Source organism: Roseateles sp. YR242 (assembly GCF_900109745.1).
GTDB lineage: Bacteria > Pseudomonadota > Gammaproteobacteria > Burkholderiales > Burkholderiaceae_C > Roseateles.
This window is the reverse complement of record NZ_FOAV01000002.1, coordinates 288,264-306,050: the sequence shown is the minus strand read 5'-3', so window position 1 is coordinate 306,050 and position 17,787 is coordinate 288,264. Positions and strand designations below refer to the sequence as shown.

The window sequence follows — 17,787 nt, the reverse complement described above, 5'->3', positions numbered from 1 at the left end:
GATTCCACGGACCTTTCCGACCATGACCGACAAGTTGCCCTTCCTGCCCTTTGCGCTGCCCGAGATCGGCGAGGAGGAAATCGCCGAGGTGGTGGACACGCTGCGCAGCGGCTGGGTGACCACTGGCCCCAAGGCCAAGCGTTTTGAACAGGCCTTTGCCGAATTCCTCGGCGAGCCGCAGATCGAATGCGTGGCCGTCAACTCCGCCACGGCCGGCTTGCATCTGGCCTTGGAAGCGCTGGGCATCGGCCCCGGTGACGAAGTCATCACCACCACCCATACCTTCACGGCTACGGCCGAGGTGGTGCGCTACATGGGCGCGGACGTGGTGCTGGTGGATATCGACCCCAAGACCTTGAACATCGCCATCGACCAGATCGAGGCCGCCATCACGCCGCGCACCAAGGCCATCATCCCGGTGCACTACGGCGGCCTGGCCGTGGACATGCTCACGCTGCTGGACATTGCCCGCAAGCATGGTCTGAAGGTGGTGGAGGACGCGGCGCACGCGCTGCCCACCACGCTGGAGAAGGAACTGATCGGCACCATGGGCAGCAATGCCACGGTGTTCAGTTTCTATGCGAACAAGACCATGACCACGGGTGAGGGCGGCATGCTGGTGACGCGTGATGCCGAGCTGGCCAAGCGCGCCCGTGTGATGCGGCTGCACGGCATCAACCGGGATGCCTTCGACCGCTTCACCGCCAAGGTGCCGAGCTGGTATTACGAGATCGTGGCGCCCGGCTTCAAGTACAACCTGACCGACATTGCGGCTGCCCTGGGCCTGCATCAGCTCAAGCGGCTGCCGGCCTTCCAGAAGCGGCGTGAGCAGATCGCGCAGCGTTATTTCGAGGCGCTGGCGGATCTCCCACTGATCCTGCCGCCGCAGCCTATCGAAGGGGACACGCACAGCTGGCACCTCTACGTGCTGCGCCTCTCCGACGAGGCGGAGCTCAGCCGCGATGAATTCATCGAGCGCATGTTTGCGCTGGGCATCGGCTGCAGCGTGCACTACGTGCCCTTGCACCAGCATCCGTACTGGCGTGAGCGTTACGGCCTGACGGCCGAACGCTTCCCGCATTCGCAAAAGGCCTATGAGCGGACGGTGACCATTCCGCTCTACACGGCCATGACGGATGCCGACGTGGAGCGTGTCATCCACGCCGTGCGCCAGAGCCTGGGTTTTGCCTGAAGCGTTTATCTGAACAATGAACCAGCCTGCTGACGAAGGATTCCACGGGCCATGGCCAAACGTCTGTTCGACCTGATCTGCGCGGGTATCGGCCTGCTGCTGCTGAGCCCGGTGCTGCTGCTGGTGGCGGCGTGGATCAAGCTGGATTCAGCGGGACCGGTGATGTTCCGCCAGGAGCGTGTGGGGCGGTACGGGCATCCGTTTCGCATTCACAAGTTCCGCACGATGCGGGTGGACGCGCCTACGCTCGGGCCGCAGATCACCATCGGCGCGGACCCGCGCATCACCCGCAGCGGGCATTTTCTGCGGGCCAGCAAGCTCGATGAATTGCCGCAGCTGTGGGATGTGTTCCGAGGCGCGATGAGCCTGGTGGGCCCACGGCCTGAAGTGCCGCGCTATGTGGCGATGTATCCGGCGGAGCTGCGGGAGATCGTGCTCTCTGTGCGGCCCGGCATCACTGATCCGGCGTCACTGAGCTTTCGGCATGAGAGCGATGTGCTGGCGAAGGCGGCTGACCCGGAACGGGAGTATGTGGAGGTGGTGATGCCGGCCAAGCTGCGCATGGCGGCCGACTATGTGCGCAGTGCCAGCCTGCTGGGAGATGTGCGGTTGATCTTTGCGACGCTAGGGGTGCTGCGCCGCTGAGGTGTTGAATGGCGGGCTGAACTGAAGAGCAGCCGGCTGATATCCCATGGCTGATCGCACCAACGTTCCGAATCGCATGTGGCAGGCCCGCGGGTCACTGCCCTTGAACCGAGATCCTTGACGATGAACTGGTTGTCCCTGGATGCGTTCCTGACACGTATCCGTCCTTATCGCGAGACGCTGGCCTTGGGCCTGGACATGGTGGCGGTGGCGCTGGCGTGGCAGGCCACCTATCTGTTCCGCCTGGGCTTCGAGCGCTGGTTCAGCGCGCGGCCGGGTTACGACGGCTGGGTGATGCTGGGCGTGGTGGTGGTTTACGGTGGGCTGCTGTGGCTGTTCCAGGTGCCCAAGGGCATGTGGCGGTTCTCGGGCTTTGGCGAGGTCAAGCGCCTGGCGGCAGTGTGCGTGGCGGCTGGCCTGATCGGGGCCGTGGCGGTGCTGATGGCGCAACTGGCCGCTGTGCCGCGTGCTGTGCTGGCCTTGCACCCGGTCTTCACGCTGATGGCACTGGCCATGATGCGCATGGGCTATCGCATGTTGTATGAGCACATGCGCAGCCGCATCAGCGGCAGTGCGCTGGAACAGCGACGTGCGCTGGTGATGGGCGCGGGTGATGCCGGGCGTCTGCTGGTAGCGGGCATTCAGCACCAGCAGGGCTGGGTGGTGGTGGGTTATCTGGACGATGCGCCGGAGAAACGCGGCGCCCGTGTGGGTGGTGTGCCTGTACTGGGCACGCTGGAAGAGTTGCCGCGGTTTGCGGAGCTGCACGGCATCACGCATGTGATCGTGGCGATGCCAGCAGCCACGTCCGTGCAGCGACGCCGTGCGTTGGCGCTGGCGGGCCGGGCCTCGCTGCCTGTGCTGACCGTGCCCAGCAGTGAGGAGCTGTTGGCGGGCCGATCGGTCAACCAGGTGCGCGACATCGAGCCGGAAGATCTGCTGGGGCGTGAGCCGGTGCAGCTGGATGAGAGTGGTATCAGCGAGTGCGTGAGCAGCAAGACGGTGTTGATCACGGGCGCGGGCGGATCGATCGGATCGGAGCTATGCCGACAGGTGGCGCGCTACGGTCCGTCGCGGCTGGTGCTGTTCGAGCTGAGTGAATTCGCGCTGTATTCGATCGAGCAGGAACTGAGCGAGAAGTTCCCGCATCTGCCGCTGGTGCGGTTGATTGGTGATGTCAAGGATCTCGCGCATCTGCGGCATGTGTTCCTGAAGCACCGGCCGCAGGTGGTGTTCCATGCAGCGGCCTACAAGCATGTGCCGCTGATGGAAGAGGAGAACGCCTGGGCGGCACTGCGCAACAACACACTGGGGACATACCACGCGTGTGTGGCGGCGGCGGCTGCGGGGGCTGAGCGGTTTGTGCTGATCAGCACCGACAAGGCGGTGAACCCGACAAACGTGATGGGTGCGACCAAGCGGGCAGCGGAGCAGGTGATCAGCCACATGGCGGCGCAGGGTCATTCGACCAAGTTCATGGCGGTGCGCTTCGGCAATGTGCTGGGCTCCAGTGGCAGCGTGATTCCGAAGTTCAAGGAGCAGATCGCCAAGGGTGGGCCGGTGACGGTGACGCACCCGGACATCATTCGCTACTTCATGACGATCCCGGAGGCGGCGCGGCTGGTGTTGCAAGCGGCGGCCATTGGGGATTCCGGCCAGGTGATGGTGCTGGATATGGGCGACCCGGTGAAGATCGTGGATCTGGCGCGGGACATGATTCGGCTGGCGGGGCGGAGTGAACAGGAGATCGGGATTCAGTTCACCGGGTTGCGTCCGGGGGAGAAGCTCTATGAGGAGCTGATCGCGGATGCGGATACGACGTTGCCGACCAAGGTCTCGCGGGTGAGGATTGCGAGGTTGGGGGACTTGGCGGGGGATGGAGCAGTGGTGGAGTGGGTGTGCCAGGCGGGGGGGAGTGAGGAGTGGTCGAGAGAGACGGTGGTGGCGGGGTTGAGGAGGTTCGTGCCGGAGTATGTGCGTCCGGGGGGCGGGGCGCGATAGGCGACAAAGAGCTCCCTCGGTGACATCAGAAACTCCCCAGAAGTCAGCCCAGCCATTGGAGGAAGCTGGCGGTGGCATTCTCGATGATGTCCAAGATGTTCTCGCCACTTGCCCTGCCGGTCGAATCGGCCATCACATTGCCTTCATAGCCGCGCTTCGGTGGTGCCTGGCGATTGCCGTTGGCATCCTTGGACTCCATGTATTTGTCCTTGGCGCCCATCAGGTGTCTGCCTTCATCTGCCGCCGTCGGGGGTCACATACTTCAGTGGGTTGTTGTAGCCGTAGGCATAGCGATTGAACGAGTGAATGTTGTGTTGAGCGAATTCGACTGGGTCGGGACCGAGGCGGCAACTATCTTGATGTGCGCCGGAAATACGTGAGGTTTCAGCGCAATTGGTATGGTTCAGAAAGTGTGCGAAAACCTTTCATTCGGCGCGTTAGGCGCCCGGATGGGCGATGTTTGCAGTGCCAATTACGTGCGCCGCACGGTTGCGACAGCTTTGCCTATAAAAGTCATTAATTGGTAACTTGGTGCATCTTCGGCTTTTAGACTCACCCCCGTCAGTGACGGCAACGCGTGATGCGAGTGCCCGTCCGCCATAAATAGACTTTCGGGAGTGGAGAAGATGACGCGAGAGGGAGGCCACAAGGTCGGCTTGGCTATTGCATTGGCCGTGTGTGGTTTAAGTGCCTGTGGTGGTGGGGAGCCGGATCGGATCCTGTCGGGGCAACTGTCCCACCCGGAAGGGCTTAGCTGGAAGGTCTGCCTGGACAGCAATGCCAATCTAAGCTGCGAGGCCTCTGAAACCAGTGTCATGGCGGATACCACGGGGTCGTTCCGCATCACCCTGCCCCACGGCACTACATTGGAAAATAAGTATTTGGTGGCCGAACAGGTGACCGCCGTGACTACGCTGGCAACCGCGGGGACCTTCCGCCTCTCGGCTCCTGCCACGGCCACCGCGATCAACGGGCTGACTTCACTGGTGGTGACGCAATGGCGTCTGGAGCCCTCTGCAGGATTGACAGCGGCAGTGGAGAAAATCAGCACCCTGTTCGGCCTCACAAGCAGTGCAGACCTGCTCAAAGGCTATGACAGTAGCGTTTACACCGGCGTGGACAGCATCGTCACTTCTTCGCAGACGGCGCTTCAGACCGGGACGCAGGCCTATATCCAGCTTGCCCAGGAGGCGCCCGCAGGTAACGCAGGCCGGGCCTCTGCCCAGGCTGCCGATGATGTCTCTACCGGGATTGCTGCTCTCACCGATCAGTTGGGCCGCAAGGTCCTGGCCATCATTGGCCGTTATGTGGATGCTGACAATGGCCGCATGCTGCCGACCGTCACATCGCGCACGATCAATGAAGAGGTCAACCAGGCCATCAATCCGTCTCAATGCAACGTCAATACGCCGCTGCCTATTTACATCGATACGGTCAACAATGCACCCATTGATTCCAAGGAGACCTATGTCTCCGCGCGCCTGAGAACCGCCACCAGTGCCGCGTATGGCGATGCCATCGACGTAGACACTTCCATCCGGGGTCGGGGCAACACGACCTGGGAGATGCCAAAGAAGCCCTACAAACTGAAACTGGGCAAGGCAGCTTCGCTGCTGGGCATGGCGGCGGACAAGGAATGGGCGTTGCTGGCCAACTACGCGGACAAGACGCTGCTGCGTAATGCCGTGGCCTTTTGCTTGGGGACGACAACAGGTTTGGCCTACACACCGAACTCCCGTTTCGTCGAACTGACACTGAATGGCCAGTACGCCGGCGTCTATCAGCTGGTAGAAACCATCAAGACGGCCGGTGCCCGCGTGGAAATTGGCAGTGACGCCCCGACGGACACGGACCCGGCGGGATTCCTGCTCGAGATCGATTCGCGGTTGGATGCGGATGACTGGTTCTATTCGGCTACCGCCAACGTGCCTTACACCATCCAGTCCGATGTGACCGAGAGCCAGATTCCGTTGATCCAGCAGGTGATCGCGCGCTTCGAGCAGACGCTGTTCGCCGACGACTTCGCCGCCCACAAGGCCGGTGGATACACCAGCCAATTGGATACGGAGGCTCTGGTCGATTTCTACCTGATCAACGAGCTGCTCAAGAACAATGACGCCTTCTTTAGCAGCACCTTTGTCACTCGCAAGAACAATGGTCCTCTGGTGTTCGGGCCGCTGTGGGACTTCGATTTGACGGCCGGCAACATCAACTATAACGGCAATGATTCAGTCGAGGGTTGGTGGGTGCGCGGCGCCAGTGCCTATGTCACGCGTCTGCTTCAGGACCCGGTGTTTGCCAAGCATGTCACCGCACGTTGGGCCTACCTGAGCAGCCGCATGCCGGATCTGCAGCGCTTCATCGCCTCGAGCGCCGTGACCTTGGATGGCGCCCAGGCGCGAAACTTCCAGACCTGGGACATCCTCAATACCTATGTCTGGCCCAATGCGGTTGTGACGGGCAGCTACAGCGGTGAGATCAACTACCTGAGCACTTGGTTAAAGCTGCGCACGGCCTGGATGGATACCCAATTCGTCCCCGCCGTGTCGGCACCGCAGCGTGTGTCGTCGAGTGCCGGACGCCTGTGAAGGTAGGGCGGGCGCCGCAGTGCCGGTTCCGCACCTGTCTCAACGTGGCCTGAGCACGTAGGCCGCTAGCCGGCCCGGATGAAGCTGGAAGGCGATCCGGCGTAGCAGGGATGGACCGGGCTGCACGTCATGGGCCTCGCCCAGCGCCTGGGCGAACAGCCCGGTCGCCACCCAGAAGAACATGATGGTGGCCGGCGAGACACTGATCAGGTTGATGAAGATGCCGCCGATGGCCACCGCCAGCACTGCTGTCCAGCGCGTACACAGAAAGGACACCAGCAGCGCGTAGAGGAACAGGGCGGCATAACCGAAGTCAGCGGCCAGCTTTGAGGTCACGCTGCCATCCAGGAAGGCGCGCCGGTCATCGAGGAACTCGTAGTTCTGGAAGATGTCCGCTCGGGACAGATCGTCAATACCGTTGCCGAACCAGTGGATCACGTCCCATTGCGTGGCGAAGGTGTGCAGGCCGATGATGCGGTGATAGAACGATGCATCGAGTTGCATGGCCAGCTCGGTCTCTTCGATGAAGAACGCCACTCCGGCAATCACGACCAAATGAATGGCGACGAAGAACAGGAAGTTCAGCGTCATGCTGCGCCAGGTACGCGTTTGTTCTGCCGGCGTGCGCCAAACGAATAGCAGCGCCAGGATCAACGGGAAGACGATCTTGGACAGAGTGCATAGCGTAGCGACGGTGAACAGCCCTGCCAGGAGGCGCCGGCGCATGCGCAGGGCGATGAAAGTCATGCCAACGAACAGCACCGACGCGAAGGCCGGTTCCCGGCTCAGACCTGCCACCCGCGGAAGGAACAGGTCGAACTGGGAGAATGCGTTGTAGTCAATGTGGATGCCCGTCGGCGGCAGCAGTGGCCCGTAAATGGCGCGGAGTACCTGGGAAAAGTCGATTTCCACGCCGATGAGCACCAGCAGCAACTGGGCGATCACCACCCAGGCGTGCAGTTTCATCAGGCTCAGCATGAATTCCCGCTTGGCGGGATGCTGCATGGCCACATGCAGAAAACAAAGGCCGCAGAAGAACGCCGTGGTTCGAGCGGCAGAGACGGGATCCACGAGCCCAAGCACCGCCATGCCAGCAGCGCCGCAGACCATCAGCGGCAGCAGTCGCGAGGTCGGGATTCGCCAGTCGATGGCGTCCCGCACACCCAGCAGCAGGAACGGATAGAGCACCATCCCGACTGCTGGCGACAGCAAGGGGAAGGTGAAGAACACGGCACTGATGATGAAGAACAACGACATGTCAGCGGCTCATCGCGGAAGCAAGCGACTGTAGCGCCAGTGCCCAGCGAGCCACAAAAGTCCGCACGTCGGTGGCAGCCGTCGCCCGGGCGAACGCTGGTTCGAAAGCCGGTCGGTGGGCAGGATCCAGGGCTTGGCTGACGGCCTCCAGCACCTGAAGCGGCTGGTGGCGGTCAAATTGGGCAAAGGCAGGCAGCCAGGCAGCCATGCCGTCAATGTCGGAACCGGCCACGGGCACCTGGCGAGCTAGCGCTTCCATCATGACCAGAGGCACGCCTTCGAAGTTGGAGGGCAGCACCACGGCATCCACTGCGGCATAGACCTCGTCCATGCCACCCTCAACCCACGGCAGCAGATGGCAGCGGTTGGACAGACCCAGCGCACTGATCATGTCGCGAAGCTGGGCTGCGTCCGGTCCATCACCGACGATCAACCAGTTCAGGGGGCGCTCGCGCCCCGGTGGCGACGCCATGGCCCTCAGGAAGTGGTCATGGCCTTTCTGCCGGAAATCGATGCGGCCGATGGTGCCGACAGTCGGCCCTGCTTCGGGCAGGTGGAGTCGCGCCCGGGCCGATGCCCGCAGGGGCCGACGGGTGGGAGGCGCCGGCACCCAGTTCTCGGCGACTTCGATCGGAGCGCGCGCGTGGCGCGCACGAAGATCACGCTCGACCGCCGGATCGATGGTGATGTAGGCCGGCACCTTCTTGTACAGGCCGCGTAGCACCCGCTCGCGCAGGCCGGGCAGTGTGCCCACACCCATCTGCGACAGTGTGTGGGCCATGGGCAGGTAGGAGATGAGGGGAAGGCCGAGCTCGGCGGCGGCGTTGAGGGTGACCAGACCGGAGTCGATACGGCCCTGGACCAGGACTCGCGCAAAGGACGAGTCTTTGGCGAGGAATCGTCGAGCCTCGGCTATCTCCACGCCGCGCTGCCAGGTCCGCCATGAACCCAGGCGGATGTCGGCGGCAGCCGAGTCGTCCAGCGTGATCGAGGCACCTTGGGCGTTCTCGGCGGCAATGGCGCGGCGCAGCCGTTCATTGCCGACCCAGAAGCGGAAACCCACCGGCACGCCTGAGCGCGAGAGACCGGCCGCGGCACGCAGCGCCATGGACTCGTGACCACCGAAGGCGGTGGCCTCGCTGATGAACAGCACGGGCCGTTCCGACCAGTCGGCCCCGTCTGAACCGACGGTCAGGCTCTTCTGCACTGCAGCGGTCGGTTTGCTCATGCCGACCTGCGGGTGATGAGGAAGAAGATTGCCAGCATGAACGCATCCAGCCCACGGCGGCGACATTCACGCGAGCGGGTCGCCAACACAAGTCGGTCCCAGGGCGTCAGCCGCTCCAGCCGTTGCATGATGTCGTCCTTGATCTGCAATGCATCCGCCATGCGCAGCGTCTCCATGCGGAAGCTGCCATCATGCAGTTGGCGGAAGCGGCTGCGCGCAGCCCGCAACCCGACGTTGGCGCCCAGTTCGTTGAGACCGTGCTGACGGTATTCTATGGCTGACCTTGGATCAATGATCCAGCGCATGCCATGTGATCGCACGAAGGCATAGATCGTCCAGTCATGAATCCGCAGGCGCCGCGCCCTCTCATAGTCAGCCCGTACCAATGCCCTCAGTTGGTCGAATGCCCGGCGTGTCAGGACGAAGGTGCAGCCGGCCCCGGCGGATTCGAAGAAGTGGTCGTTTCGGCGCTGGGGCTGAGACTTCATCAGCAGCTTGCGACGGCCATCCGGCCAGAAGGCCGTGATGTTGCTGGAGTAGCCATCCGCGCCGTCCGCCGCGAGGCGCTGAGTGGCCACCAGGAGCTTGTCCTTCAGCCAGATGTCGTCCTGGTCGGAAAAGGCGACGAAGTCCGCATCCTCCAGGGGAGCGTCGTGGATGAGCCGCATGAAGTTGCGGTTGGCATTGCCCAGCGGCAGCTCAGAAGGGGGTAGTACTACAACACGGCCGGTGAATGCCCGTGCCTCCAGCTGCGCGACGGTGTCGTCACGAGAGCGATCGTCGCTCGCCACCACCAACGGCTGGACACCATTCTGACCGAGGATGGAATCCAGCTGTTCGGACAGATAGCGGCCACCGTTGTGGGTGGCCAGCAGCACGGCCACCTTGGGCTGCGCGGAAGGCGAGATAGTCATGATCAGGATGCAGAGGTCGGTGCCTGGCGGGCAGCGCCGCCGGCGTCGAGGGCTTGGATGCGGGCAACGGCTGTGTTGATGGCGGCACTGTAGGCGTCTGCCAGGAAGCCGGGTGTCGAGACCTGCACGAGAGCGGTTGGCCGTTCTCGCCGCTGCACGGCTGCCAGCAGGTGGTTGACGTCATCGGACAGGATGGCCAGCCCGTCGAAGAACTCGCGGAACGTGGGCGAGGCCGAAAGGTAGCAGGGGATGCCCTGCATGATCGCCGTTGCCACTGGCCGCCCGAAACCTTCATTGGTTGCAATGCCTATGACGGCATCGCTCCGCGCCAGGAAGTCCTGCAGAGAATGCTGCGTGGGGGAACAGACCGAGAGGCGAGCCTGCGGGTAGGCTGATCGCAGGCGGCCGACGTAGGCGTTCTCCTCGCCGTACAGGCAGAGTTCGATGGCATCGCGCAAGGCTGGCTGTTGTAGGGCGTGCAGCAGCTCTGGATAGCGTTTCTTTTCCGAGTCCGTGCCAAAGGCGGCCAGCCGAATGGCGGCGCCAGGCTTTTGGCCGACGGCGTTGCCTCTCGTGTCGCTGCGGGATGCGCCGGTGTAGGCAGGGGGGGGCATGTTGGGCGCGTAGATCAGTCGATCCGCGGGGATGCCCTGAGCCGACAGATAGGGCTTGGCCATCGATTGGTTGATGTACGCGACCTGGCAGCCGGAGGTCCGGAGGCCCCACAGCAGCAATTGCAGTTTGCGCGCTCCGTTGCGGCCTTCAAAAGGGTATGCATCGTGAAAGGTCACGACCTGACGCTTGATGTAGGGCAAGGGATGGGGGGTGGGACAGTAGACCAGCTCGCCCCGCGCTGCCGCGAGGGCCGCGTACCGCAGAAGCCCAACGAGGCCCACGGCCTTCACCTGCATCTGTGTGCCTGCGAGCTGAAGGGATGCCATCTCCATCAGGCTGGGCCGAACCAGGACCAGCATGGGACGGTCAAGCGCCCGTATGTAGTCCAGCGCATACCAGAACATGCCGTTGGGCGCCTTCAGCATCCACAGGTTGGCAATCATCAGACGATGTCTCCGGCACAGGGGTGGCCGCCCTCGCGGCTGTCACGGCTGCTCAGGCGTCGTGCCGGGACACCGCCCCAAATTTCGCCGGCCGGAATGTCTTTGGAGACCACTGCACCGCCGGCCACCACGGCACCTGCACCGATGCGAACGCCTGGCAGCACGATGCTGTTGGCACCCAGCCAGACGTCGTCGCCGATCTCGATGTCTGTTTTGTCCAACGCCCACGGCTGTTCAGCCATCGGGACGCCCGGGGCCAGGCCATGGTTGCTCGACACCAGGGTGACGAACTGGCCGAACAGGCATTGCCGTCCAATGCGGATGTTGCCGCCGGCCGCGCGCAGATTGCAGTATTCATTGACCGCCGTCCCCTCACCGATCTCCAGTGACGAAGAGCGCGGCGAGGGGGCGTTCGGGTCCATGGCCACCACCAGGATCGTGCCGTGTCCGATCGAGACGCCGGCGCCAAGCGCCAGCCGTGTGCCTGGGGCGGTCGTGATGACTGCCTTCGCAGCGATACGGGTGCCCCGCAGGCGCCAACGGGCACGTTGGCGGATATGCGCCAGATACTTCAGGGCATCGTGGCCCATCAGTGCCAAGGCATAAAAAAGGAACTTCATGCGATTCAGGCGAAGCGGCGCTTCAGGCGGCGGGCCTCGAACCGCAAGCGGGGCATCGGCGAGCGGGCGTACTGCTGGATAAAGGCCAGCTCGTCTCGCTCCCGGATGTCGGGCGGGCAGCCCACTTCGGAATCGGTGGCGGAATGCCGACGGTAGTAGAAGCCAGGCTTGCCGGTATTGAGGTAGTCGCCGTGCGTGAGCACGCGGCAGTGAAACTCCAGGTCCGCCAGCCATTTGTAGCTGGTGTCGATGCGCTGGGCACCCACGGCGCTGCGCCGCAGCAAGGTATTGGATGGGCCGCCGATCTTGTTGTCGATGAGGCGTACGCAGGACTGGACCGCTTCGTCCCCGGTCAAGGGGCCGGCGAGGTAGCGAGCCTCCTTCAACGGCTCGAGCTTCGGTCCGGTGACGATGCAGTCGGACGTCACCAGCGAGGCGTTGGGGTGTCTCTGCAGCGCGGACACCTGCAGAGCCAGCGTGTCGGGGAATAGGACGTCATCGGCCGAGAACAGTTTGACGAACTCCGACCGTGCCAGATCCAGCGCCCGGTTGTGGTTGGGGCCGGAGCCGATGTTGATCTCGTTGCGCAGGTAGAAGAAGCGCGCGTCGTCATAGCTGGCGCACAGCGCAGCGGTGCCGTCGGTGGAGGCGTTGTCGATGACCAGCACGATGAAGTCGCGGAAAGTCTGTGCAGCGATGGAGTCCAGGCACTCGCGCAGGTAGGGCTCGCCGTTGTACACCGGCACGCAGATCGTGACGGGAACCAGTGATGCCTGCGCGGCGTATTCGGCTTCGGAGTAGGGCTTCATGTCGAGGCTTGGAATCGGAAGGGGCGGTGAGGTCTGGGGGCCGAGGTGCCGCCGGGTTTAGCGCCGCCAGTAACGGCGGAAGATGAGGACGGTCCACGGCAGACCCACAAGCACCGTGATGCCCGCATACATGGCAAACGGCCAGTGCACGTCGTAGCGGCTGGTGGAGGCGACCCCGGCCAGGGTCAGTACGGCCACGACCACGGCGCTCTGCAGCATCGGCTCTTCCTTGTGGCAGCGCATGAAGATGGCCATTGCACCAATTAGGCAATTTCCCACGGTGGCCCCACCCATAAGCAGCAGAATGGGCACGTCAGCAATGCGCTCGGCCAGCGGCAGGCCGGCATACGCGGCCGCCGCACGCCCACTCACCAGGATGAGAGTGGCCATCACGGTGAAGGCCATGGACCGAACGGCGACGCGGCGAAAGATGCTGCGGAGTTTATCTCGGTCGCCGCAGGCGATGGCGGCCGACATCATCGGCGTGGAGGCATTCACCCAGCTCATGCCCAAGCCGAGAATGGCGGTATATGCCGCCAGCGCCAGCCCTGTCCGCCCGGCTTCGGCCGCACCGTGGAAGGCGAAGACGAACGGGTTGAAGATCTGGAAGATGAAATAGCCGCTGATCCAGCTCAGGGCGATGCGCCATTGCAGGGGAAAGACGTCGCGCCGCCAGCTGATGGTTGCCGACGGGTCTGACGGCAGGTCCGCTGTCGGCCCCCGCGGATGATGCAGGTGTGCACGATGACGGATCCACCAAAGGCTCAGGGCCGCGCCGGCGGCCGGCACCAGCACGGCAGACCACAGCCGGGCATGCAACAGCAGTAGCACCCACATGGCGCCGTAGCCGACCATCGACTGCACGAGTCGCAGGCGCGCCACTCGGTCCACCCGGCCCAGACCTTCGCTGATGGCCAGTTGAGGGCTGGCATAGAGGTTCAGCGCGCTGGCCCCGCAGATCAATGCCCAGGGCATCCACCACTCGCCCGCGGGCAGGGCCTTCTGCGCTTCGAAGAACACCAGGCCCGCCACGAACACGACCAGCGCAAACAGTATGGCCATGACCTGGTACCAGCGATGGCCCAGGTGGCGCACTGACGCCAGCCGACTGGCATGCCATTGGCGCTGCGCCGGGTCGGTCGAGGCGTGCATCAGCGCAGCCTCGTGGCTCACCAGTTGAGAGATCACATGGTTGAACCCCAGCTCGAAGAAGATCTGGATGGAAATCAGGCTGGAGAACGTGAAGTAGAAGCCCTGATGTTCCTTGGGCAGGCACAGCGGCACCAGCAGCATGGTGAGGACGCCGGCCAGCAGAGCCCAGCCGCGGAACAGCAGCGTGCTCAGGACGTGAGCGTCCAGCCCGCCAAGGCGGGAAAGCCGCGTCAGGAGGCGCTCTTGGGGCACAGCCGTCATGGTCAGCGGCGCACGCGGGCATTGAGCCCGGTGCGGGCGCGGGGCGCGGCCGGGAAGCAGCCGGTCACGACGCGTCAATGGTTGGGCGCAGACGCCGGCCCACGCCTACGCGATGTGCATGCCAGTGCATGGCGCGCTCGATGGCCGCTTCGGTCTGGACGGCCTGGCGCAGGCCCAGTGTCGCCTCCACATGCTGGAGGTCCGGGAAGAAGTCGTGCTGGCGGCCCCCCGCTGCGGGCTGGCTCTTGTAAACCAACTGGGGCGTGGGCACGGTGAGCCCGGCGACCAGATCGGCGACCTGCGAATGGCTGACCGGCTCATTGCCACCGACGTTGTAGACCTCCCCATCACGGCCCTCGGTGAGGATCTTCAGCAGCCATGCGGCCGCATCACTGCCGTACAGATAGCTGCGGCGGGTATTGCCATCCCCATGCAGGCGGATGTCGTTGCCGGATAGCGCGTCGCGGATGAAGTTGTTGAGAGCCCAAGGGGCGTCCAGCGGCTGGTACGGTCCGATAAAGGTGAAGGCCCGCGCGGTGCTGACCGGGATGCGGTATTGGCTCGCGTAAAGGCTGGTCAGACTCTCGGCTGCACGACGGGACTCGGCATACACGTTGTGCACACGGGTGAAGTCCAGCAGGCCGAGGTCGGACTCCTTCAGTCCCCGGGCCTGCACCTGCATTTGCTGCGGCAATGTACCCGCCACCAAGCCAGAGCTGACATTGACGAAGCGCTGCAGCAGCTCGAGGCGAGTCGAAGCGGCCAGCGCATGGGTGAGGCCTTGCAGCGCGGTTTCCTGGACCCGAAACGGATCTGACGCATGCACCCGAGGATCAGCGACGCCCGCCGCGTAAAGGACCAACGTCGCGTCGCGTGCGAGCTCGAAGGAGGAGCGCACATCAATGGTCTTGAGCTGAATGTCGTCGCGCCCTGCCAGGTGTGGATGAGCCGCCCGCCAAGCCGGTGCCGAGCGTCCCAGCAGATCAACGCGAACGCCGCAACGGAATTCGTCATTGAGTGCCGCCACGATCTCCGCGATCCATGTGCCGACAAAGCCGGTGCCGCCAATGATGGCGATCCGATGTCCGGCAGCGCGCTGCGCGAGCGCCGGCTGTAGCGCCAGCGAGGCGAGGCAGTCACTTCGAAGGGCGGACGTGAGGCTTTCAGGCATGCGTTACCTCCGCTTGCGATTGACTGGCCTTGAGCGCCAGTGCGACTTCCAGAATCAGGCTCTCCTGACCGGCGACCGCGTTGCGGCGCCCGAGCTCGAAGAAAATGTCGCGCGGGTCCACGCCATGTTCGGCGCCGATGCTGTTGACCTGCTTGATGAAGCCTGAGAACACACCCGACATGCCGCTCACGATGCTGGTGGACGAGATGTATGGCATGGACTTGACCATGGTCTTCTCGGCGAGGTCTGCGGCGTCCAGCATCTTGTAGAGGTCGATGCCGGTGTCGAAACCCATCTGCTGGAAGACGGCGACCAGTACCTCCAACTGCGCATTGCCGGCGCCCGCGCCAAAGCCGCGTGCGCTGCCGTCGATGATGGTGGCACCCGCCTCCACGGCGGCCACCGAGTTTGCGACGCCCATGCCCAGGTTGTTGTGGGCGTGGAAACCGACCGGAATGCTCAGGGCATCCACGAGCGTGCCGATGCGACGGCTGACGTCGGCTGGCAGATAGGCGCCAGCCGAGTCCATGATCACGAGGCCCTCAGCACCATAGGCTTCCATCTTGCGGGCTTCGTCTGCCAGCGTCTCAGGCGTGGCCATGTGGCTCATCATCAGCACGCCATACACCTCCTTGCCGTGTTTGCGGGCAAATTCAATGTGGCGTTGCGTGATGTCGGCCTCAGTGCAGTGGGAGGCGATGCGAAACACGTCCACACCCAAGTCCATCGCCATCGAGAGGTGACGGTGGATGGTGCAGAAGCCGGGAATGGCGTGGATGGCCATCTTGGAACGCGTGAGGTGCTCTCGCGCGGTCTTCAGAATGGTCTCGTCCGTCAGTGCGCATTCGCCCACCAGCAGCGAGGAGGCCCCGAGCCCGTTGCCGTGGCCGACCTCGACGATCGGCACGCCAGCCGCGTCCGCAGCCTTGCAGTAGGCGGCAAAGTGTTCCTGGGAAATCTGGTGGCGCACGGCATGGTTGCCATCGCGCAGCGTCGGGTCGCTGATCAGGATCTTCTTGCTCATGACGTTCACTCCGTGCGTTGGCGTGCGATGCGCTCGGCGATGCCGATGGCTGCACAGTTGATGATGTCCAGATTGCCGGCGTAGCGGGGCAGGTAGTCGCCGTTGCCCAGCACCTTGACGGTGGTCATGACCTTGCCACCTTCGATGGTAGGCGGCACGATCAATTGGTAACCGGGGACGTATTGCTTGATGCGGGTGATCATCTCAGCCACCGAGGCCCGGATTGCAGCCAGGTTCGGATTGCCGACCTTGGCATAAATAGTGGTCTGCATGTCGATTGGCGGCCTTGCGGGATTGAGGATCAGGATGGCCTTGGCGAGTCGGGTACGGCCAAACTTGATCAGGGCCTGCTCGGTGGTTTCGATGTATTCATCGAGATTGGCACGCGTGGCCGGACCAGCGCTGCGCGAGGCGATGCTGGAGGCCACTTCGATGTACTCGATGTCATCCTGCACGGCGGCGATGGCATTGGCGATGGGCACGGAGGCCTGGCCGCCACACGTGATCATGTTGATGTTCTGGGCGCGGCTGGCGATGATCTGGTCAGTGTTGATCGCCGGCACGCACAGGTCGCCAATCTTGGCAGGCGTCATGTCGATCACCGTCTTGCCCAGTTTCTGCAGCACCGGCCAATGCACCATATGCGCGGCGGCGGAGGTTGCATCGAAGACGATGTCGATGTTGTCGGCGTGCTGGACGATACCGTCTATGCCTCGATCGGAGATCGGCGCGCCCAGTTCACTGGCCTTCTGCATCCCGTCGGAGCGCAGGTTGCGGCCCACGAAGAGAGTGCATTCGAGCAGGTCTGAGCGCATCGCCTTGATCAGAAGGTCGGTGCCGATGTTGCCGGTGCCGAGGATAGCGACCCGGGTTTTTTGCTGTGCCATCGAATGTTTCCGTAGCGGTAGGGGCGCTTTGATCAGGCGAGCAGCGCGGCTGCTTCTTCCAGCACGCCACTGATCGACGAATGCGCGGGGGTATAGCCGAAGGCTTCGGCCTTGCGGTTCAGGGAGTAGTAATGCGGCTTGGCGCCGGTGGCATTGACCGCCACGTTTGCGGCCGGTGCCGAGAATTGGTAGGCCAGGCCGAAACGCTCATGCAAAGACTGCAGCAACGTGGGTTTGTCTACCGGGGCCGTGGTGTAGCAGTCCAATGCAGCATTGGCTGGCGGTGCCGCGAGCACGGCGTCCACTAGGCGATGGAAATCGCTGGGGTGGAGAAAGTCCCGAACCATATAGTCCGGCGACACCGTAACGGTCTCGCGGTCGCGGACAGCACGCAGCAGGTCCGTAATGAAGAAGCGAGAGGCCAGGCTCTGGGTGCGGCTGAAGTAGTTGAAGACCCGAAGGTCGACGATGGCGGTTTGCGCCCGCGAACGGTGGCGCGCCTCCGCATGCAGCTTGGCCACGGCATACCAGTCCTGCGGGCCCAGTTGGTTGATGGCCACACGGGCCTGCGTCTGCGCACCGACCGGCTGCTGGAACGCGTCGCCGTAAACGGCGCCGCTGGACAGGAAGATGTAGCGGCGATCCGGATGATCGGCCAGGCCGCGCAGCACCAGATCGTCGAAATGCTGCGTGATCTCGAAGATGGAGGCTCCCATCTCGACCGCCTTGCGTGGGTCGCCGACGCCGACGAAGTTCAGCACGGCGTCATGGGGCGTATGGCCATAGGCGTCATAGCCCGCCGCGTGGCACTGGCGACCCAGACCGTTGACCTCGATCCAATGCTGCAGGGCCGCAACGTCCCGCCCGAAGAGCAGCAGATCGTCGCGGCCAGACGCAGCCATCGACAGGATCAGGTCGCGCGCGATCTGGCTGTTGGCACCGAGGAAGGCGAGGGTCTGGGCCATGGTTACACCTGGGGC

The 17,787-nt window shown here is 63.6% G+C and carries 16 protein-coding genes; 4 read left to right on the top strand and 12 right to left on the bottom strand.

Going from position 1 to position 17,787, the window contains the following annotated elements; genetic code table 11:
* The first annotated feature begins 22 nt into the window (after nucleotides 1–22).
* The 3 genes from BMY53_RS04990 to BMY53_RS04980 all read left to right on the top strand — a co-directional run bounded on the left by BMY53_RS04990 (nucleotide 23) and on the right by BMY53_RS04980 (nucleotide 3,838).
* Nucleotides 23–1,192, top strand: a complete 1,170-nt coding sequence (locus BMY53_RS04990) for a DegT/DnrJ/EryC1/StrS family aminotransferase (protein WP_092944279.1) — start codon at nucleotides 23–25, stop codon at nucleotides 1,190–1,192.
* Nucleotides 1,193–1,243: 51 nt separating this feature from the next.
* Nucleotides 1,244–1,837, top strand: a complete 594-nt coding sequence (locus BMY53_RS04985) for a sugar transferase (protein WP_092944278.1) — start codon at nucleotides 1,244–1,246, stop codon at nucleotides 1,835–1,837.
* A 123-nt stretch (nucleotides 1,838–1,960) separates the two neighbouring features.
* A complete protein-coding gene (locus tag BMY53_RS04980) occupies nucleotides 1,961–3,838 on the top strand; it encodes a polysaccharide biosynthesis protein (RefSeq protein WP_092944276.1) in 1,878 nt (625 codons plus the stop codon).
* A 43-nt stretch (nucleotides 3,839–3,881) separates the two neighbouring features.
* On the opposite strand, the gene BMY53_RS25855 is transcribed toward BMY53_RS04980, so the two are convergent.
* Nucleotides 3,882–4,058, bottom strand: coding sequence for a hypothetical protein (locus BMY53_RS25855; protein WP_218151179.1), 177 nt, complete (start codon nucleotides 4,056–4,058; stop codon nucleotides 3,882–3,884).
* Nucleotides 4,059–4,464: 406 nt separating this feature from the next.
* On the opposite strand from BMY53_RS25855, the gene BMY53_RS04975 reads away from it, so the two are divergent.
* Nucleotides 4,465–6,426 carry a CotH kinase family protein gene (locus tag BMY53_RS04975; RefSeq protein WP_092944274.1) on the top strand — a complete coding sequence of 654 codons (1,962 nt, stop codon included), beginning with the start codon at nucleotides 4,465–4,467 and terminating at the stop codon, nucleotides 6,424–6,426.
* A gap of 39 nt (nucleotides 6,427–6,465) precedes the next feature.
* Here BMY53_RS04975 and BMY53_RS04970 read toward each other — a convergent pair whose 3' ends face one another.
* The 11 genes from BMY53_RS04970 to BMY53_RS04920 all read right to left on the bottom strand — a co-directional run bounded on the left by BMY53_RS04970 (nucleotide 6,466) and on the right by BMY53_RS04920 (nucleotide 17,772).
* Nucleotides 6,466–7,683: a hypothetical protein gene (locus BMY53_RS04970; protein WP_092944272.1), complete on the bottom strand. Its 1,218-nt coding sequence runs from the start codon at nucleotides 7,681–7,683 to the stop codon at nucleotides 6,466–6,468.
* A gap of 1 nt (nucleotide 7,684) precedes the next feature.
* Nucleotides 7,685–8,911: a glycosyltransferase gene (locus tag BMY53_RS04965; RefSeq protein ID WP_177200721.1), complete on the bottom strand. Its 1,227-nt coding sequence runs from the start codon at nucleotides 8,909–8,911 to the stop codon at nucleotides 7,685–7,687.
* Nucleotides 8,908–9,825, bottom strand: a complete 918-nt coding sequence (locus tag BMY53_RS04960) for a glycosyltransferase (protein WP_092944268.1) — start codon at nucleotides 9,823–9,825, stop codon at nucleotides 8,908–8,910. The genes BMY53_RS04965 and BMY53_RS04960 overlap by 4 nt, the downstream gene beginning before the upstream one ends.
* Nucleotides 9,826–9,827: 2 nt before the next feature.
* Nucleotides 9,828–10,883 carry a glycosyltransferase family protein gene (locus tag BMY53_RS04955; RefSeq protein WP_092944266.1) on the bottom strand — a complete coding sequence of 352 codons (1,056 nt, stop codon included), beginning with the start codon at nucleotides 10,881–10,883 and terminating at the stop codon, nucleotides 9,828–9,830.
* Nucleotides 10,883–11,503: an acyltransferase gene (locus tag BMY53_RS04950; protein ID WP_255370036.1), complete on the bottom strand. Its 621-nt coding sequence runs from the start codon at nucleotides 11,501–11,503 to the stop codon at nucleotides 10,883–10,885. The genes BMY53_RS04955 and BMY53_RS04950 overlap by 1 nt, the downstream gene beginning before the upstream one ends.
* A 5-nt stretch (nucleotides 11,504–11,508) precedes the next feature.
* Nucleotides 11,509–12,312: a glycosyltransferase family A protein gene (locus BMY53_RS04945; protein WP_092944264.1), complete on the bottom strand. Its 804-nt coding sequence runs from the start codon at nucleotides 12,310–12,312 to the stop codon at nucleotides 11,509–11,511.
* 57 nt (nucleotides 12,313–12,369) lie between these two features.
* On the bottom strand, nucleotides 12,370–13,725 hold the full coding sequence (locus BMY53_RS04940) for a lipopolysaccharide biosynthesis protein (RefSeq protein ID WP_092944262.1): 1,356 nt from the start codon (nucleotides 13,723–13,725) through the stop codon (nucleotides 12,370–12,372).
* A gap of 64 nt (nucleotides 13,726–13,789) precedes the next feature.
* Complete coding sequence (locus tag BMY53_RS04935; RefSeq protein WP_092944260.1) at nucleotides 13,790–14,896, bottom strand: NAD-dependent epimerase/dehydratase family protein; 1,107 nt, start codon at nucleotides 14,894–14,896, stop codon at nucleotides 13,790–13,792.
* Complete coding sequence (gene dmpG / locus BMY53_RS04930; RefSeq protein WP_092944258.1) at nucleotides 14,889–15,920, bottom strand: 4-hydroxy-2-oxovalerate aldolase; 1,032 nt, start codon at nucleotides 15,918–15,920, stop codon at nucleotides 14,889–14,891. Before dmpG ends, BMY53_RS04935 begins: the two co-directional genes overlap by 8 nt.
* A gap of 5 nt (nucleotides 15,921–15,925) precedes the next feature.
* Complete coding sequence (locus tag BMY53_RS04925; RefSeq protein WP_092944256.1) at nucleotides 15,926–16,807, bottom strand: acetaldehyde dehydrogenase (acetylating); 882 nt, start codon at nucleotides 16,805–16,807, stop codon at nucleotides 15,926–15,928.
* Nucleotides 16,808–16,839: 32 nt separating this feature from the next.
* On the bottom strand, nucleotides 16,840–17,772 hold the full coding sequence (locus BMY53_RS04920) for an NAD-dependent epimerase/dehydratase family protein (RefSeq protein ID WP_092944254.1): 933 nt from the start codon (nucleotides 17,770–17,772) through the stop codon (nucleotides 16,840–16,842).
* Between the last annotated feature and the right edge of the window lie 15 nt (nucleotides 17,773–17,787).